Source organism: Caballeronia cordobensis, from assembly GCF_001544575.2.
Lineage (GTDB): Bacteria > Pseudomonadota > Gammaproteobacteria > Burkholderiales > Burkholderiaceae > Caballeronia > Caballeronia cordobensis.
Map to the genome: position 1 here is coordinate 319,182 of NZ_FCNY02000004.1, position 16,443 is coordinate 335,624.

General features: G+C 65.6%; 14 protein-coding genes. 3 read left to right on the forward strand and 11 right to left on the reverse strand.

The features are described from left to right. Positions 1–126 precede the first annotated feature (126 nt). Genes AWB70_RS10115 through AWB70_RS10165 form a run of 11 tightly spaced genes read right to left on the reverse strand, consistent with a single transcriptional unit; the run spans position 127 to position 12,621 of the window. Positions 127–1,827 (reverse strand): ATP-dependent acyl-CoA ligase, encoded by a 1,701-nt coding sequence (locus tag AWB70_RS10115; protein ID WP_235024195.1) that lies wholly within the window; start codon positions 1,825–1,827, stop codon positions 127–129. Then, positions 1,824–2,684, reverse strand: coding sequence for an acyl-CoA thioesterase (locus AWB70_RS10120; RefSeq protein WP_235024196.1), 861 nt, complete (start codon positions 2,682–2,684; stop codon positions 1,824–1,826). Before AWB70_RS10120 ends, AWB70_RS10115 begins: the two co-directional genes overlap by 4 nt. A gap of 12 nt (positions 2,685–2,696) precedes the next feature. Continuing rightward, complete coding sequence (locus AWB70_RS10125) at positions 2,697–3,008, reverse strand: 2Fe-2S iron-sulfur cluster-binding protein (RefSeq protein WP_045459565.1); 312 nt, start codon at positions 3,006–3,008, stop codon at positions 2,697–2,699. Positions 3,009–3,030: 22 nt separating this feature from the next. Next, positions 3,031–4,269, reverse strand: coding sequence for an NAD(P)/FAD-dependent oxidoreductase (locus tag AWB70_RS10130; protein ID WP_374730231.1), 1,239 nt, complete (start codon positions 4,267–4,269; stop codon positions 3,031–3,033). A gap of 30 nt (positions 4,270–4,299) precedes the next feature. Further along, positions 4,300–5,463, reverse strand: a complete 1,164-nt coding sequence (locus AWB70_RS10135) for a CaiB/BaiF CoA transferase family protein (RefSeq protein WP_053571838.1) — start codon at positions 5,461–5,463, stop codon at positions 4,300–4,302. Continuing rightward, positions 5,460–6,326 carry an enoyl-CoA hydratase-related protein gene (locus AWB70_RS10140; protein WP_053571837.1) on the reverse strand — a complete coding sequence of 289 codons (867 nt, stop codon included), beginning with the start codon at positions 6,324–6,326 and terminating at the stop codon, positions 5,460–5,462. The genes AWB70_RS10135 and AWB70_RS10140 overlap by 4 nt, the downstream gene beginning before the upstream one ends. 29 nt (positions 6,327–6,355) lie before the next feature. After that, on the reverse strand, positions 6,356–7,855 hold the full coding sequence (locus tag AWB70_RS10145; protein ID WP_053571836.1) for an aldehyde dehydrogenase family protein: 1,500 nt from the start codon (positions 7,853–7,855) through the stop codon (positions 6,356–6,358). A gap of 36 nt (positions 7,856–7,891) precedes the next feature. Continuing rightward, positions 7,892–9,034, reverse strand: a complete 1,143-nt coding sequence (locus tag AWB70_RS10150) for an acyl-CoA dehydrogenase family protein (protein WP_053571835.1) — start codon at positions 9,032–9,034, stop codon at positions 7,892–7,894. Between the two features lie 24 nt (positions 9,035–9,058). After that, a complete protein-coding gene (locus AWB70_RS10155; RefSeq protein WP_053571834.1) occupies positions 9,059–9,997 on the reverse strand; it encodes a cupin domain-containing protein in 939 nt (312 codons plus the stop codon). A gap of 42 nt (positions 9,998–10,039) precedes the next feature. Then, positions 10,040–10,945 (reverse strand): fumarylacetoacetate hydrolase family protein, encoded by a 906-nt coding sequence (locus AWB70_RS10160; RefSeq protein WP_053571833.1) that lies wholly within the window; start codon positions 10,943–10,945, stop codon positions 10,040–10,042. Further along, positions 10,942–12,621: an FAD-dependent oxidoreductase gene (locus AWB70_RS10165; RefSeq protein WP_053571832.1), complete on the reverse strand. Its 1,680-nt coding sequence runs from the start codon at positions 12,619–12,621 to the stop codon at positions 10,942–10,944. Before AWB70_RS10165 ends, AWB70_RS10160 begins: the two co-directional genes overlap by 4 nt. A gap of 434 nt (positions 12,622–13,055) precedes the next feature. On the opposite strand from AWB70_RS10165, the gene AWB70_RS10170 reads away from it, so the two are divergent. Genes AWB70_RS10170 through AWB70_RS10180 form a run of 3 tightly spaced genes read left to right on the forward strand, consistent with a single transcriptional unit; the run spans position 13,056 to position 16,438 of the window. Beyond that, positions 13,056–14,711 (forward strand): MFS transporter, encoded by a 1,656-nt coding sequence (locus tag AWB70_RS10170; protein ID WP_053571831.1) that lies wholly within the window; start codon positions 13,056–13,058, stop codon positions 14,709–14,711. Between the two features lie 42 nt (positions 14,712–14,753). After that, complete coding sequence (locus AWB70_RS10175) at positions 14,754–15,509, forward strand: electron transfer flavoprotein subunit beta/FixA family protein (protein ID WP_053571830.1); 756 nt, start codon at positions 14,754–14,756, stop codon at positions 15,507–15,509. Further along, positions 15,509–16,438 carry an electron transfer flavoprotein subunit alpha/FixB family protein gene (locus AWB70_RS10180; protein WP_053571829.1) on the forward strand — a complete coding sequence of 310 codons (930 nt, stop codon included), beginning with the start codon at positions 15,509–15,511 and terminating at the stop codon, positions 16,436–16,438. The genes AWB70_RS10175 and AWB70_RS10180 overlap by 1 nt, the downstream gene beginning before the upstream one ends. Positions 16,439–16,443: the final 5 nt, after the last annotated feature.

Here is a 16,443-nt window from a genome sequence, read left to right on the forward strand (position 1 = left end):
CTTCATGCACGCTCTGCATCGAGCGGCTCAGGCTCAAGATTCGCCCGTCAGGCGCGGCGGGTCCAATACTGTTTTGCGAGGGAGTGAGACCGAATTCCTATCGTTGCCGCTTCGTGACGGCGCGCATCAGCGCTGAACGACGATGCCCGCGCGTTCGCGATCCCAGCAGTCGGCCGTGACGCCCTCGGCGCGCAGCCGATACTTCTCGACGCGCTCGCTCGGCGTCTTCGGCAGGCTGTCCCGAAACGCGATGTAGCGCGGAACGGCGAAGTAGGCGAGGTGCGGCTCGCACCAGCGGATCAGCTCGGCTTCCGTGAGCGTTTCGCCGTTCTTGAGCACGATGACGGCCTTCACGTCGTCTTCGCCCAGATCGGAAGGCACGCCCACCACGCACGATTCGAGCACCGCCGGATGCGCGCCGATGACCGCCTCCACCTCGAATGACGAAATGTTCTCGCCGCGCCTTCGCAGCGCCTGCTTCTTTCTGTCGACGAAGTGAAAATAGCCGTCGTCGTCCTGCCGCGCGAGATCGCCCGTGTGGATCCAGAGGTTGCGAAACAGGTCGAGCGTCGCGTCGGGATCTTTGTAATAGCCGCTCGTGCCGAGAAACGGGCGTTGCGGCCTCACGATCAATTCGCCCGTCGCGCCGCGTTTCATTTCGTTATCCGTATCATCGACGATGCGCGCCTCGTAGCCCGTGATCGCTTTGCCGCACGCGCCCGCGCGCCGGTCATCGTACGGATTCACGAGACAGCTGCTGCATTCGGTCATACCGTACAGTTCGAGCAGGCGCGTGTTGAAGCGCGCCTCGAACGCATGCCAGAGATGCGGAGGCGCGGCGGCGCCCACCATCAGGCGAAGCGGATTGTCGGCGTCGAGCGGCGATGGCGCCTGCTTCATCAATATCGACAGCATCCCGCCGATGAACTTCGCCGACGTGCAGTTCCACCGGCGGCAATCGTCGAGCATGCGGCTCGCCGAGAAGCGATCGACGAACACCGCCTGCGCACCGGCCAGAATCGCGGGTCCCGTCGTGCCGTGCGCGCTCGTGTGAAAGAACGGCAGGCCGGTGTAGAGCACGTCTTCGTCGGTGTAGCGCGAGTATTTCACCGCCTGCGACCAGATTTCGTACCAGTAGTGATGGCTGATCGTCACGCCCTTCGAGCGCCCTGTCGTGCCCGATGTGTACGAGATCGTCGATAGCTGCCTGAAGTCCACCGCAACGCCCGGCGCGGTCTCCGCGCGGGCCATCAGTTCGTCGAAATGCAGGGTTTCGCGTCCGGGCCAGTCTGCGGGATGCGGCTGCCCGCGGCCATCCACGACGATCGTGTGATTGAGCTTCGGCAGCCGGTCGGCGATCGCGCCAAGCGCCCCGGCGTACGCAGGCTCGGTGACGAGCGCCACGCAATCGGCATGATCGATCTGATACGCGAGGCCCTCGCCTTTCAGCGCGACGTTGATCGGCACGCACACCGCGCCGATCTTGTTCAGCCCGAACCACGCGAACAGGAATTCGACGCGGTTCGAGAGCATCAGCGCGACCTTGTCGGCCGACCCGATTCCCAGCGCGCGAAAGCCGTTCGCCGCGCGATTCGAAGATGCGTTCAACTCCTCGAACGTGATGGTTCGCTCGCGAAACCGGAACACTTCGTGATGCGGATATCGCCGCGCCTTGTCCTCGACGATATGTCCGATCACGCGCTCCGTCTGCGCATAGTCGTGCATCGTCCATTCGGACCATCGGCGCGCGGCGCGTTCGAACTTGTCGTCCCACTGACCCATCGTGTCCTCACCATGATTCACCCATAGCCTGCCCGACGACGTCACGCAAGGCGCTCATCCTCGATGACGCGCATCAGACCTTCCTGCATCGCCGTGCCGATCCGCCGCCCGTCCTGATACAGCGCGCCCGCGCCCAGCCCGCGATTGTTCGTCGCGCACGGCCCGTTCATGTCGTAGTAGAACCATGCATCGGGACGCACGGGCGCATGGAACCACATCGCGTGATCGAGGCTCGCCGAGCGCGTGCGGCGATCCATCGTGCCGTAGCCGCGCGGACGCATCGCGGTGGTCATCAGGTCGAGATCGCACGCATAGGCAAGCACCGCGTGACAGAGCAGCGGATCGTCGCCGCACGGCTCGCGCAATCGGCACCACAGCCCGCTCGCGGGCGCCGTCACGCCCGGATCGAGCCAGGGCCGCCATATCTCGCTGCGCCGCTCGAAGAGCCGCATGATCGTCGCGACGTGCGAACGGCGTCGCTCAAGCAGATGCGCTTCGCCCGCGTAGAAATCCGCTTCGGCGGGCATGTGTTCGGGCGATGGCACATCGGGCATCGGCGCGAGACGCTCGTGATCACCCTCCGCCGCCTGAAACGAGGCCGCGCCGATGAACACCACGCGCTCGTCCTGCGTGACGGTCACCCGGCGCGTGCTGAAGCTGCGGCCATCGCGCACCGGCTGCACGTCGAAGCGAATGCGCTTCGACACATCGCCGGGATGCACGAAATAGCCGTGCATCGAATGCAGACCGTGCGACTCGCGCACGGTCCGCCCCATCGCCATGATCGACTGGGCGAGCAGTTGCCCGCCGTAGATGCGCCGCACGCCATCGACGAGCGATTCGCCCGTGAAAACGTGACGGCTCGTCTCGCGCACGCGCAGGATCGCCAGCAGATCACTCACCATCGCTTACCATCAGCCGGGAATCGCGACGACGAGGCCGTCCAGTTCCGGCGTGATCTCGATCTGGCAGCTCAGGCGGCTGTTGCTGCGTGGCTCGCCGAGGCCTTCGAGCATGTCGCGCTCGATATCGCACGCTTCGCCGACCGCGCCCATCCACGCATCATCGACATAGACTTCGCAGGTCGCGCAACTGCACGCGCCGCCGCATTCCGCGACGATGCCCGCGATCATGTTGTCCACGGCGCCCTGCATCACGGAACTGCCGAGCGGCACGTCGACTTCCGTGGTCTCGCCGCTCACCTGCACATATTTGACGACTGGCATTGCACACCTCTCTCTGGCTGAATCAATCGGACTGCTGTTGCGCCGTTTCGAACAACGACTTCAATGAAAACGTTTCGTCGGCCAGACGCGTTGCATCGAGCGCGATGCCTTCCGCGATCAGCCGCTTGCTGAGCATGAATTCCTGCGCGCGGTTCACGCAGTCCGCCGCGACGAGGCGCCCGCCCTTCAGATAGAACGCGCTGAAACTGCGGCCCGTGTCGCGCGCGCCGCGCACAATCACCTGGTCGTAACCTGCGTTGAGGCCCGCGATCTGCAGCTTGATGTCATATTGATCGGACCAGAACCACGGCAGCGCGCGATAGGGCTTGTCCTTGCCGCAGAGCGCCGCGGCCGCAGCCTTCGCCTGCTCCGTCGCATTAGGCACGGATTCGAGCCGGATGCGCCCGTAGTACGGCGACGGATGCATCGCGCAGTCGCCGGCCGCGACGATGTCCGGGTCCGAGGTCCGCGCGCATGCATCCACGACGATGCCGTTCTCGACATCGAGCCCGGCCGATTGCGCCAGTTCGACATTCGGCACCACGCCCACGCCGATCACGACGAGACTCGCGGGCAACGCAGTGCCGTCGCCGAGCACGATCCGCTCGACACGCGCGCCGCCTTCGAAACGATTCACCGTGATGCCGGTACGGATATCGACGCCCTCTTCCCGATGCACGCGCTCGAAGAACGCCGACACCTCCGGCGCGGTGACGCGCGCGAGCACACGCGGCGCCATTTCGAGCACGCTCACCTGCATGCCGAGCCGATTGAGCACGGCCGCCGTTTCGAGGCCGATGTAACCGCCGCCGACGATTGCCGCGTGCGCGCCCGGCTGCACATGCCGCCTGATGCGGTCGATGTCGCCGATGCCGCGCAGATAGTGCACGCCTTCCAGTTGTGCGCCCGGCAGCGCGACGGTCCGCACGCGCGTGCCGGTGCACAGCGCGAGCTTGTCGTAGGCGAGCGATGCACCATCGCTCAATGTCACCGACTTGCGCGCGCGATCGATCGCGACCACCCGCTCGCCGAGACGAAACTCGATGCCGAACTTCCCGTAGGCATCGGCCGTGCGGATGTGCAGGTCGTCGCTTGTCTTCTCGCCGAGCAGATACGCCTTCGACAAAGGCGGCCGGTGATACGGCAAATGCGGCTCGTCGCCGATCACGACGATGCGGCCTTCCCAGCCTTCCTGTCGAAGGATGGGCGCGAGTTGCGCCGCCGCATGGCTCGCGCCGACGATGATGCAGGTCCGCTCCACGATATCTCTCCTTGCCTTCTCATTGCCTTCTCATTGCGTCGGGGCGGGCCACGTGCCGCCCTGCCGCGTCAGCACTTCGTCGTTGTGCTCGCCGAGCATCGGCGGTGACCGGTCGATGCGCGTCGGCGTCGCGGAGAAGGTCAGCGGGTTATTGACGATCCTGAATTCGCCGCCCTTCGGATGCGGCAGCGTCTTCAACAGCTTGTCGACGACATGCCGATCGCTGAACACTTCGGGCCACGTGCGCACCGCGCCGTAGATCGCGCCCGCCGCCGAGAGGCGCGCTTCCCATGCGTCGAGATCGCGGGTCGCGAAGATCGCGGCCAGCCGTTCGTTCACGAGATCGCGGTTCGCCAGGCGCGCGGCTTTCGTCGCGAAACGCTCGTCGGTTTTCAGTTCGGGCGCATCGAGTGCATCGCACAGCACCTGCCAGAACTTGTCGTTGATCGTGATGATCATGATGTCGCGGCCATCGGACGTCGCGTACGTGTTGTTCGGCACGATGTCCCAGTGCTGGTTGCCCATGCGCAAGGGCGTCTTCGCAGTCAGATCGAAATACACGTCGCGCGGCACCTGGCTGAAGATGCTCGCATCGAGCATCGACAGATCGACGCGCTGCCCTTCGCCCGTGCGCTCGCGCGCCTGCAAGGCGGTCAGCATGCCGATCGCCGCGAGCAGCGCCGTGACGAGATCCGAGAACGGAAAGCCCGTCTTGAGCGGTCCGGATTCTTCCGTGCCCGTGACCTGCATCACGCCCGAGATCGCCTGAATGATCATGTCGAGCGCCGGGCGATTGCGGTCGGGACCGTTTCGATCGAATCCGGAGATCGAGCAATAGACAAGACGCGGATTCAGTTCTCGCAGCGCTTCATAACCGATCCCGACACGCTCCGTGAAACCCGGCCTGAAGTTCTCGACGAGCACGTCGGCCTCGGCGGCGAGCGCGCGCGCGGCAGCCTGTCCTGCTTCCGTTTTCAGATCGAGCACGATGCCGCGCTTGTTGCGGTTCACGCCGAGAAAGAACGCGCCGTCGCCGTTGAGCGTCGTCTCGCCCGAGCGGCGGAACGGATCGCCTTCCGGCTGCTCGACCTTGATCACGTCCGCGCCGCAATCGCCGAGCATCATCGTCGCGAACGGGCCGGTCATCATCTGCGTGAAGTCGAGCACCTTCAAGCCCTGCAGCGCCGTCTTCATGCCTTGTCCTTTTCGGTATAGAACGCTTCGCGTTCATGGTTCGATGCGCGCACGCCCTTGTCGCGGCGCTGCTTCATGAAGTTGTACTCGTCGGACTCGTAGCGCACGTTGGTGGCGAGCGCGTGCAGAACGTGTCCGTACGAGAATTGCGCGTCGATGCCGAGCGCGTTCATCGCCAGATTCGTCGCGGCCTTGCCCATCACGATGCCGTCGCGCGGCAAACGCACGATGCGCTCCGCCCATTCTTCGCCCGCCTCGGCAAGCGACGCGCGCGGCACGACCTTGTTGACGAGCCCGTTCGCGAGACAGGTCTGGGCGTCCCAGACGTCTGCCATCAGCAGCAGTTCGCGCGCCTTGCGCGGGCCGAGCGTCATCATTTCCCAGGCGGCGAAGTAGGCCGCGCCCGACAACCCGAGCTTCTGCTCCGGATGCCCCATCTTCGCGGTGTCCGCCGCGATGACGAGATCCGACGCTTCGGCCAGATACAAGCCGCCGCCGAGGCAATAGCCCTTCACGAGCGACAGCGTCGGCTTGAGAAACTTGAAGATCCGCTCGAAGCGTTCGATATACCGCTTGTCGTGCAACAGCCGCGCGCGCTGGCTCGGCTTGCGCGGACGACCCTTGTCGTCGAACGTGGTCTCGCCGTATTCCGTGCCGACTTCGGCCAGATCGTGGCCGGTCGTGAAGTCGTCGCCCGCGCCTTGCAGCACGACCACGCGCACGTCGTCGTCGGCTTCGGCGCGGTCATAGCCGTCCATGAGTTGATCGAGCATGGCGCTCGTCATCGCGTTCTTCTTCTCCGGGCGGTTGATCGTGATGTAAGCCCGGCCATCCTTCGCGACGTAATCGATGCTGCCTGTCATGCGTGTTCTCCTGTCCTGACGCGCGTGCGTCAGTTGTTCAGATTGATCGCGACCGCCTTGACTTCGGTGTAGAGCTCGATCGCCTCGAAGCCGCGCTCCCGGCCCCAGCCCGACTGCTTGTAGCCGCCGTAAGGCAGCGTCGCGTCGGGCGACGACAGCGCATTCACGTTGACGATGCCCGCCTGCATGCGGCGCGCCATCTTGTGCGCACGGCCGAGGTCCTTCGTCCAGATGCTGGCCGCGAGCCCGTAGGTCGATGCATTCGCGGTCGCGGCGATGCGGTCGAGGTCGTCGTCGGCGAAGGACATCGCGCAGAGCACCGGCCCGAAGATTTCTTCGTCGTGGACTTTCATGCCGGGTTTCACGCCCGTCAGCACGGTCGGTTGCACGAAGTAGCCGCGCTCGCCCGACGAGCCGCCGCCCGCGTAGAGCGTCGCGCCCTCTTCCTGTCCGCTGTGGATGTAGCCCGCGACGCGATCGAGCTGGCGGCGCGAAATGACGGGACCCATATCCGTGCCGGCGTCGAGGCCGTGGCCCATCTTCATGCCGTTCGCGCGCTTCGCGATGAGTTCGAGCATCGGCTCGAACGCGCGTTCGTGGACATAGAGGCGCGAGCCCGCCGCGCAAATCTGCCCGGCATGAAAGAAGATCGACGAGCACACGCCCGCGGCCGCGGCTTCGAGGTTCGCGTCGGGAAAGACGATCACGGGCGACTTGCCGCCCAGTTCCAGCGAGACGCGCTTGAGGTTGCCGCTCGCCGCCTGCAGGATGCGCCGCCCCGTTTCGCCGGAGCCGGTGAACGCGACCTTGTCGATGCCCGGATGCGCGGCGATGGCCGAGCCGACAGGATTGCCGAAGCCCGTCACGATGTTCAGCACGCCGGGCGGAATGCCCGCTTCCAGCGCGAGTTCGCCGAGCCTGAGCGCCGTGAGCGGCGTCTGCTCCGAGGGCTTCATGACGACCGCGCAACCCGCCGCGAGCGCGGGCGCGATCTTCCACATCGCCATGTTGAGCGGGAAATTCCACGGGATGATCTGCCCGACCACGCCCACCGGCTCGCGCAGCGTGTAGGCGTGCCATTCGCCCGCGAGCGACACGTTCGGCGTTTCGCCGCCCATCTTCGTCGTCCAGCCGGCCATGTAGCGCAGCATCTCGACGATGCCCGGCACGTCGCCGTTGCGGCAGAACGGCAGCGGCTTGCCGCTGTTGACGCATTCGAGTTGCGCGAGCTCGTCACCGTGCGCTTCGATCAGATCGGCGAAGCGCAGCATCATGCGCGTGCGTTCCGACGGCGTGACCTTGCGCCACGGTCCTTCCAGCGCGCGGCGTGCGGCTTCCACGGCGCGATCGACATCGGTGGCCGTCGCTTCGGCGACCGTCGCGATCACGTCGCCCGTCGCGGGATCGAGGATGTCGGTGCGCTTGCCGCCCTCGGATGGCATCATGCGGCCGTCGATCAGCAGTCCGTGCTCGCGCGAAAGGAAGTCGCGGGCCGCCTCACCCAGCGCCGGATGAAAACTCGTCGTCATGTCAGTGTCCTTCGTGGTCAATGTCGTTGTCCCGCATCACTTGCCGAGCAGTTGCCGCGCGATGATCAGCCGATGAATCTCGTTGGTGCCTTCGAGAATCTGGTTCAGCTTCGCGTCGCGCATGAAGCGCTCGACGGGATATTCGGTCGAGTAGCCGTACGAGCCGTGCACCTGCACCGCTTCGAGCGCGGCTTCCATCGCGACGTCGGTGACATAGCACTTCGCCATCGACGAAAGCAGCGTGAGGCGGCTCGTGTCGCCCTCGTCGATTTCCTGCGTACTGGTGTAGAGCAGCGTGCGCGCGGCCTCGATCTTCATCGCCATGTCGGCGAGCTTGAACTGGATCGCCTGAAAATCGCCGATCCGTTTGCCGAACTGGCGGCGGTCCTTCGCGTACTGCACGGATTCATCGAGCGCGGCCTGCGCAAGCCCGAGCGAGGACGCCGCGACCGAAGGCCGGTTGAGATCGAGAATCCGCATGCAGGCCTTGAAGCCCTGGCCTTCCTCGCCGAGCAGGCAATCGGCATCGACGCGCATGTTCTCGAAGAACACCTGATACGTCGGCGAGCCGTGACGGCCCATCTTCGTTTCCTTGCGGCCGACCTTGAGGCCGGGGGTCTTCGTATCGACGAGAAACACGCTGATGCCCTCGTGCCCGCGCCCTTCGGACGTGCGCGCGAACACCAGCATGAAGTGCGCTTGCGCGGCCCATGTGATCCAGCTCTTTTGTCCGTCGATTACGTACGAATCGCCGTCGCGGCGAGCGGTCGTGCGGATCGCGGAAACGTCGGAACCGGCTTCCGGCTCCGTGATCGCAACCGACGAGATCGTGCGGCCCTTCGCGGCTTCCGGCAGATAGCGCGCCTTTTGCGCGTCCGTGCCGAAGTGCAGCAGCGGCAGAATGAGGCCGATCGAGTTGTTCGCGCACAGCGTCGACGCAGCCAGCGACACTCGGCCGATCTCCTCCTTCGCGATGCACACCGACGTCAGATCGCCGCCCGGTCCGCCGTATTCCTCCGGCACCCACATCTGCAAGAGGCCGAGATCGCCGAACACTTCGACGAGCGCATCCGGAAAATCACGCGTCTCCTCCATGGCCGCGACGAGCGGGCGCACTTGTTCGTCCGCAACCCTGCGCACCATGTCGCGCAGCATCTCCTGTTCTTCGCTGAATTTCACCGTGTTCTCCTCGTATGCGCCGCGTCAGGGCAGCGTCACGTCGCGAAAGCCGAGCGCGCGCATCGCGGGCTCGTCGCTCACGCGAATCAGTTGCGCCTGTTCCGACAGGCTCTCGATCGCGAAGGCATGCCAGCAAGGAATGGCGATGACATCGCCGCGCGTAAGCTCGACGGCGCCGAGCGGCTCGACCGTGAACCGCACGTGGCCGCTCATCACCGTGTAGAGGTTGTTGTCGATGCGCGGACGCGCTTCGCGCCGTTCGCCGTGCGCGAGGCCGATCGACTGCACGCCGATGGTCTTCAGACACTCGGCGGCGAGATCGAACGTGCCGTGCTCGCGCGCGCCGCGCTCCAGATCGGCGCGCTTGTGACGCATCGGCGAATCCGGTTCGTGCGATGTCACCGGTTCGTTGCGCTGCGGATGATCCTCGAAGAACATGCATTCGAGGTTCTGCACGAGCGGCACATCGAGAAAGTCGATCCAGAACGCGGGCTCGTCGCCGAAGTTGCTGTGGCCGTGCCAGTGCCACGACGGCGTGAACACCACATCGCCGGGCGCGACGTCTATCTGCACGCCGTTGACGATCGTGAACGTGCGCTCGCCCGCATCGAGAATCAGGCGCAGCGCGTTGGGCGAATGCCGGTGCGAACGCGCGGTCTCGCCGGGCAGCACGAGCTGATATGCGGCCACCAGATTGCGGCAGGTCGGGTAGATGTTGTCCGCGATCGGATCGACCATGATCAGATTGCGCCGCTCGGCCTGCTCCGGCGAGACGAACGCGCACGCGGCATCGAGCGCGGCGCGGGCGTCGGCATAGCGCCACACGGCGGGCACGAAGCGCGGGCGCGGCGCCGGCCACATCTGCGGCGCTTTCTTCGCCCAGCCCGGCGAGAGCGCGCGGGCCTGCAAGTCATCGAAGTAACCTTCGGGCGCGGTGGGCGCCTGCGTGACGGTGTGCGACATCGCGGTTTCCTGTTCGTTTGTCTGCATGCGAAGCGGCACGCGTTACACCGCGAGACCGGCTTTCGCCTCGTCCCACACGGCGTGCGCGCCGAGTTCGCCCTGACGCACCTGGAGCGTCATCGCGCCGACGCCGTCGATCACGATCTCCAGCACGTCGCCGTCCTCGACGGGACCGACGCCCGCCGGCGTGCCGCTCGCGATGATGTCGCCCGGTTCGAGCGTCATCACAGCCGAGGACATCGCGATCATCTCGGGAATATCGACGATCAGATTGCGCGTCGATGCCGACTGACGCTCCTCGCCGTTCACGAAGAGACGCATCTCGATGTTGTCGAAATCGGCGATTTCATCGGCGGTCGTGATCCACGGCCCGGTCGGGCAGAACGTATCGAAGGACTTGCGCATCACGCGCTCTTCCTTGCCGCGCACGACCATGTCGAGCAGGCACGTGAAGCCGAACACGTAGTCGCGCGCATCGGCCCGCGTCACGCCGCGCCCTCGCTTGCCGATCACCATGCCGAGCTCGCATTCGTGATGAATCTCGCGGCCCGCGAGCGGCGGCAGAACGATGTCGTCCGCCGGTCCGCTCAGGCTCGAATTCGCCTTCAGGAAGAAGCCCTGACCGCTCGCCTTGTACGTCGAAATCACGCCGCTGCCTGCGCCGTGCTTCATCTCGTCGATATGCGCGTGATAGTTCGCCGGAAACGCGACGATCTTGTTCGGCCATTGCACGGGCGCTTCGAGGCGCACGTCGGCGAGCGGCCTGCTGTCGAGCCGTATCAGCGCATCGCGCAGCGCGGGACCGCGCGCCTGCCAGTCCGCGATCAGACGCACCATGCCGACGGGCGGCCATGCGCCCGGCTGCGCGCCCGCGAGATCGGTGATATCGATGACGCGCTCGCCATCCACCATCCCGATACGGCCTCGATCGAATGTGACGAGTTTCATCGCGTGGCCACCTCTTCGGTCACGACCGCTTCCGGCCTGACGGGATACACGCCGCGAATCACGTCGATCAATGCCTGCGACTCTTCGGGCGCCGCGTCGGCGCGCCATGCCACGTGGCCATCCGGACGCACGAGCACGAGTGCGCGCTCGTACGCGGCGCGTGCCGCGTCATTGCCGATATCGACGACCGCGAAGGGCACGCCCGCGCGTTGCGCCGCGTCGCGCAGCGGGTCCACGTCGAGCGATGCGTCGAAGCGCAGCAGCACGAAGTCCCGGCCGAACAGATCGAGCGTGGAGCGGCCCGGCGCGAGCCACACATGCGGCGCGCGATGGCCGGGACGCGAAGTCTGCACATAGGTGCTGACCGTGTCCTCGGGCTCGGGTGTGCCATCGGGAACCACGATCGACGACCCTTCGTAGCGGAAGCCCAGATGGATGCCGATCGTGTACCACTCGCGCTTCATCATCGCGGTGTAGGCGTCGCCGAACACGCGGCGCGCTTCGTCGCCCGCTTCGCCCGGCTCGAACACGGCGGCGCTCAGGTTCTTGCGCGGCGTGAGCATCAGCTTGAGATTGCTGGTCGCCTCGTTCACGTTGCGGATCGCCACGGGCCGGCGCTCGAACTCGTACGTGTCGAGCAGATGCGCGCCGCCCCAGCCCTCGACCATCGCCTGCAGTTTCCAGCCGAGATCGACGGCGTCCTGAATGCCCATGTTCATGCCGAAGCCGCCCGTCGGCGAAGTCAGATGCGCGGCGTCGCCCGCGATCTTCACGCGCGCTGTGCCGTAGTCGTCGGCGACGAGCTGGCGGCGAATCCACGGCATCACGGAGATGATCCTGAACTCGACATCGTCGCGGCCCACCGCGCGCTTGAACGCCGCGGCCACATCGTCTTCGGAGAGCGTGCGCATCTCGCCGTCGCCGACGATGGAAAAGCGCCACCAGTCGCGGCCGTTGATCGCAACCACCGTGCTCCATGTCCCTTCCGGCCCGATGAAGATATAGCGATAGCCCGGCTTCTTGTCGTGCAGCGCTTCGAGTCCCTTGCACTCGATGATCGCGTTGGTCGTATAGGTCAGCGCGGGCGTGCCCGTCATGCGGATGCCGAGCGTCTCCTTCACGCGGCTCGCGCCGCCATCGCAACCGACGAGATACTGGCACTCGATCGTCTCTTCCCTGCCCGATGCGAGATCGCGCACGGTAACCGAAACCCCGTCGTCACGCTCTTCATGCGACACGTACTCGGTGCTGTAGCGGATCTGCACCTTGCCTGTCTTTTTCGCGAAGCGCGTCAGCACGGGGTCGAAAAAATTCTGCGGGCAGCGTTCGCGCTTTTGCGGGCTCTGCTCGGGGCGCGCTTCATCGCGCACGCTCGGAAAGCGCTCACGGCCGAATTCGTAGCCGCCGGCCAGTTGCGAGACCCAGGCGTAATCCTGCGGATAGTCGCGGTTGTAACCCGCGTTTTCGACATCGTCGACGATGCCCCAGCGGCGGCAGAACTCCATCGTTCGAATGCCGACCATGTCCATCTTGGGCTGGAATACCATGCCGTCGCCGCGCTCGACGAGCACGCAGGGTATGCCTCGCCAGCCGAGATCGCCCGCAAGGGAAAGGCCGACCGGCCCCGCTCCGATAATGACGACCGGGGCGTGCCCGCTCGCTTCGATTTGCGCCATAGCTGAATGCTCCATCATGCTCCACGTGTCGTTAGAACCTACGTCGCACCGCCCGGCCTTGCGACGGCGGCACCTCGATGTGAAGCCACTCTAGCAAGCACCCCCGCGCCTCGACCAATACTGTTTGCAGAGGAATTCAGAGGATTTCCCTCTGATACGCACGCAAGTTTCTTCCTCTCAATGGATCGGAAAAACGTATTGGTTTCAGGCCGACAGGCATGGCTATCCTGTGAAACAGCCGACGGGCCGATACGCCCCGGCAGCCGACAAAAGACAAGATCAGGAGACACGACGCCATGCCCACGATCCGCAGCGGTTGATTTCGCCGCGCAGCCGCCCTTCCATCAGACCGGCGAGTCCTCTCGCACGGCCATCGATTCGCTTCCGCGCCGCATTTGTTCGGTTTTCGCGGCGCCGCCTTCCGAAGGTTCACCATGACCACCCATGAACGTCCCTGGTATCGCTGGTATGTGCTGTTCATCCTGACGCTGATCTACGCCTTCAGTTACGTCGACCGGCAAATCGTGACCATCCTCGCGCCGTATCTGAAGAAGGATCTGGGCGTGTCCGACGCGCAGCTCGGCCTGCTCTACGGCACGTCCTTCGCGCTGTTCTACTGCGTGTTCGGCATTCCGCTCGCGCGTCTCGCCGATGGATGGAGCCGCGTGCGCACGCTCGCGCTCGGGCTGTCGTTCTGGTCGCTGATGACCGCGCTCTCCGGCTTGTCGCGCAACTTCGTGCAACTGGGCACGGCGCGCATCGGCGTGGGCATCGGCGAGGCGAGCGCGACGCCCGCCGCCGTCTCGCTGCTCGGCGACTACTTCGAGCGCGCGCGGCGCGGCACGGTGCTCGCGCTCTATTCCGTCGGCGTGTATGTCGGCGCGGGTGCATCGCTTGCGATCGGCGGCTCGATCGTGTCGGCATGGGAACGCACCTTCGCGAACGGCAACGCGCCGCTCGGACTGACGGGCTGGCAGGCGTCGTTCATCGGCGTCGGCGTGCCGGGCATGCTGTTCGCGCTGATCGTGATCCTCACGGTGCGCGAGCCGGTGCGCGGCCGGCTCGACACCGTGCCCGCGAAAAAGGACCCGCATCCGTTCGCGAGCGCGCTGCGCGATCTCGGCTCGATGGTGCCGCCGTGGAGCTGGCTGCGGCTGCAGGCGCTCGGCGCGCCGCGCCGCGAGTACGCACGCAACTTCGTCTATCTGCTCGTGTCCGTCGCGCTCGTGATCGTGGCCACGTGGGGCACGAACCAGGTGCTCTCGGCGGGCCGCAAGGCCGTGATCGCGACGGTCGGCGGCGTCGACATCACGAGCAACCTCGTGCAGTGGATCGCCATCGCGGTCGCGTTCTACGTGTGCTCCAACTGGTATCAGGCGACGCGGCTCGGCGATGCCTACGCGCACCGTCTCATCACGGGATCGCGGACCTTCGCCGCCGTCACCGTCGCGGGCGCATTCCTCGCGTTTGCGATGAACGCCGTCAACGCTTTCGTCTTCGTCTACGCGAGCCGCACGCTCGGCCTGACCGCGAGCGCCGGTCTGCATCTGGGCATCATCGCGATCATTGCGGGCGGCGCGGGCATCAGCGTGAGCGGCTACCTGTGCGACTGGGCCAAGCGCAAGCACGCATTCGGCCGTCTCTATTTCGTCTGCGTGACCGCGACGGCGTTCAGCGCGGCAAGCGTCGTGCAATACCTCACGCAAGACGTCACGGTGTTCTATTGCGCGTATGCGGTCGCGACGTTCTTCGTGCCGATGTGGTTCGGGCCGCTTCAGGCCACCACGCAGGATCTCGTCATTCCGCGTCTGCGCGGCACGGCGTTCGCCGCGTTTTCGCTCGGGCCGAACATCTTCGGTCTGGGGCTCGGGCCGTACTTCGTCGGCATCGTCAGCGATGCATCCGGCGATCTGCGGCTCGCGATCCTTCTCGCCATCGGCGTGCTGCCCGTGTCGATCGGTGCGCTGCTGTTCGCGAGCCGTTCGCTGTTGCAGGGCGAAGCGGCCGCGCATGCCGAACTCGAACGCTTCAACGCCGAAACGCGCGACGAAGGCTACGTGGAAGTCAATAGCCCGCAACTCACGCACTAGCGGCGATTTTTCAAACAGGAGTCAGGCAATGAGGTCGTCAGCATGAAGGTACTGGTTACGGTCAAACGCGTCGTCGATCACAACGTGAAGGTGCGCGTCAAATCGGATCACAGCGGCGTGGAACTCGACAACGTGAAGATGTCGATCAATCCGTTCTGCGAAATCGCCGTCGAGGAGGCCGTGCGTCTGAAGGAAAAAGGCATCGCGACGGAAATCGTCGCGGTGTCGGTGGGGGCCGCTGCCGCGCAGGAGCAGTTGCGCACGGCGCTCGCGATTGGCGCGGACCGCGCGATTCTGGTCGAGACGGCGCAGACGCCCGGCGCGCTCGCGGTCGCCAAGCTGTTGAAGGCCGTCGTCGAACGGGAAGCGCCGCAACTCGTCCTGCTCGGCAAGCAGGCGATCGACAGCGACAACAACCAGACCGGCCAGATGCTCGCCGCGCTGTTGAACTGGCCGCAAGGCACGTTCGCTTCCGGCGCCGACGTCGATGTCGCGGCGCAACGGGTGACCGTAACCCGCGAAGTGGACGGCGGCCTGCAGACCGTATCGCTGCGGCTGCCCGCCGTCGTCACGGCCGATTTGCGTCTGAACGAGCCGCGCTACACGACGCTGCCCAGCATCATGAAGGCGAAGAAGAAGCCGCTCGAATCGCTCGCGGCAAGCGCGTTGGGCGTCGCCGTCGAGACTTCCCTCGAAACACTGCGTGTCGAACCGCCCGCCGAGCGCAAGGGCGGCGTGAAGGTGACGTCCGTCACGCAACTCGTCGACAAGCTCAAGAACGAAGCAAAGGTGATCTGATGGCCATTCTCGTCATCGCGGAACATTCGAACGGCGCGCTCGGCGCGGCCACGTTGAACACCGTCACGGCGGCCCGGGCGATCGGCGGCGATATCGCGCTGCTCGTGGCCGGGCAGCATGTGCAGGACGTGGCGGCGCAAGCCCGTTGCATTGCGCACGTGAAGACGGTGCTGGTCGCCGATCACGCCGAGTATGCGCACCCGTTGCCCGAAAATCTCGCGTCGCTCGTCGTGTCGCTGGCGGCGGACTTTAGCCACATCCTGTGCGCTGCGAGTTCGCACGGCAAGAACGTGCTGCCGCGCATTGCCGCGCTGCTCGACACGGACCCCGTATCCGACGTCATCGCGGTCCTTTCCGCCGACACGTTCAAGCGCCCCATTTATGCGGGCAACGCGATCGCGACAGTGCGCTCGGGCGCGGCGATCAAGTGCGCAACCGTGCGCGCGACCGCGTTCGCGCCTGTCGATGCGGACGGCGGATGCGCCGGCATGGTGCCCGTCGCGAGCGCGGCGGAAAGCGGCACGTCCGTGTTCGTCGGCGAAAAGATGGCGCGCTCCGACCGCCCGGACCTCGGCGCGGCGCAAATTGTCGTAAGCGGCGGACGCGGCATGCGAAGCGCGGAGCAGTTCGAGCTGCTCTACCCGCTCGCCGACAGGCTCGGCGCCGCGGTGGGCGCGTCGCGCGCCGCCGTCGATGCCGGCTTCGCGCCGAACGATCTGCAGGTCGGACAGACCGGCAAGATCGTCGCGCCGCAACTGTATGTCGCCGTCGGCATCTCGGGCGCGATCCAGCATCTCGCAGGCATGAAGGACTCGAAGGTGATCGTCGCGATCAACAAGGATGCCGATGCGCCGATCTTCCAGGTAGCGGACTACGGCCTCGTCGGCGATCTCTTCGAAGCGCTGCCGCAACTGCAGGACGCGCTATGACGCGC

What these genes read in the sequence shown, in the direction of transcription:
- AWB70_RS10125 (WP_045459565.1), bottom strand. Translation starts at nt 3,008, where the DNA reads ATGCCAGTCGTCAAATATGTGCAGGTGAGCGGCGAGACCACGGAAGTC.
- AWB70_RS10135 (WP_053571838.1), bottom strand. Translation starts at nt 5,463, where the DNA reads ATGAAGACGGCGCTGCAGGGCTTGAAGGTGCTCGACTTCACGCAGATG.
- AWB70_RS10140 (WP_053571837.1), bottom strand. Translation starts at nt 6,326, where the DNA reads ATGACAGGCAGCATCGATTACGTCGCGAAGGATGGCCGGGCTTACATC.
- AWB70_RS10145 (WP_053571836.1), bottom strand. Translation starts at nt 7,855, where the DNA reads ATGACGACGAGTTTTCATCCGGCGCTGGGTGAGGCGGCCCGCGACTTC.
- AWB70_RS10155 (WP_053571834.1), bottom strand. Translation starts at nt 9,997, where the DNA reads ATGTCGCACACCGTCACGCAGGCGCCCACCGCGCCCGAAGGTTACTTC.
- AWB70_RS10160 (WP_053571833.1), bottom strand. Translation starts at nt 10,945, where the DNA reads ATGAAACTCGTCACATTCGATCGAGGCCGTATCGGGATGGTGGATGGC.
- AWB70_RS10165 (WP_053571832.1), bottom strand. Translation starts at nt 12,621, where the DNA reads ATGGCGCAAATCGAAGCGAGCGGGCACGCCCCGGTCGTCATTATCGGA.
- AWB70_RS10170 (WP_053571831.1), top strand. Translation starts at nt 13,056, where the DNA reads ATGACCACCCATGAACGTCCCTGGTATCGCTGGTATGTGCTGTTCATC.
- AWB70_RS10175 (WP_053571830.1), top strand. Translation starts at nt 14,754, where the DNA reads ATGAAGGTACTGGTTACGGTCAAACGCGTCGTCGATCACAACGTGAAG.
- AWB70_RS10180 (WP_053571829.1), top strand. Translation starts at nt 15,509, where the DNA reads ATGGCCATTCTCGTCATCGCGGAACATTCGAACGGCGCGCTCGGCGCG.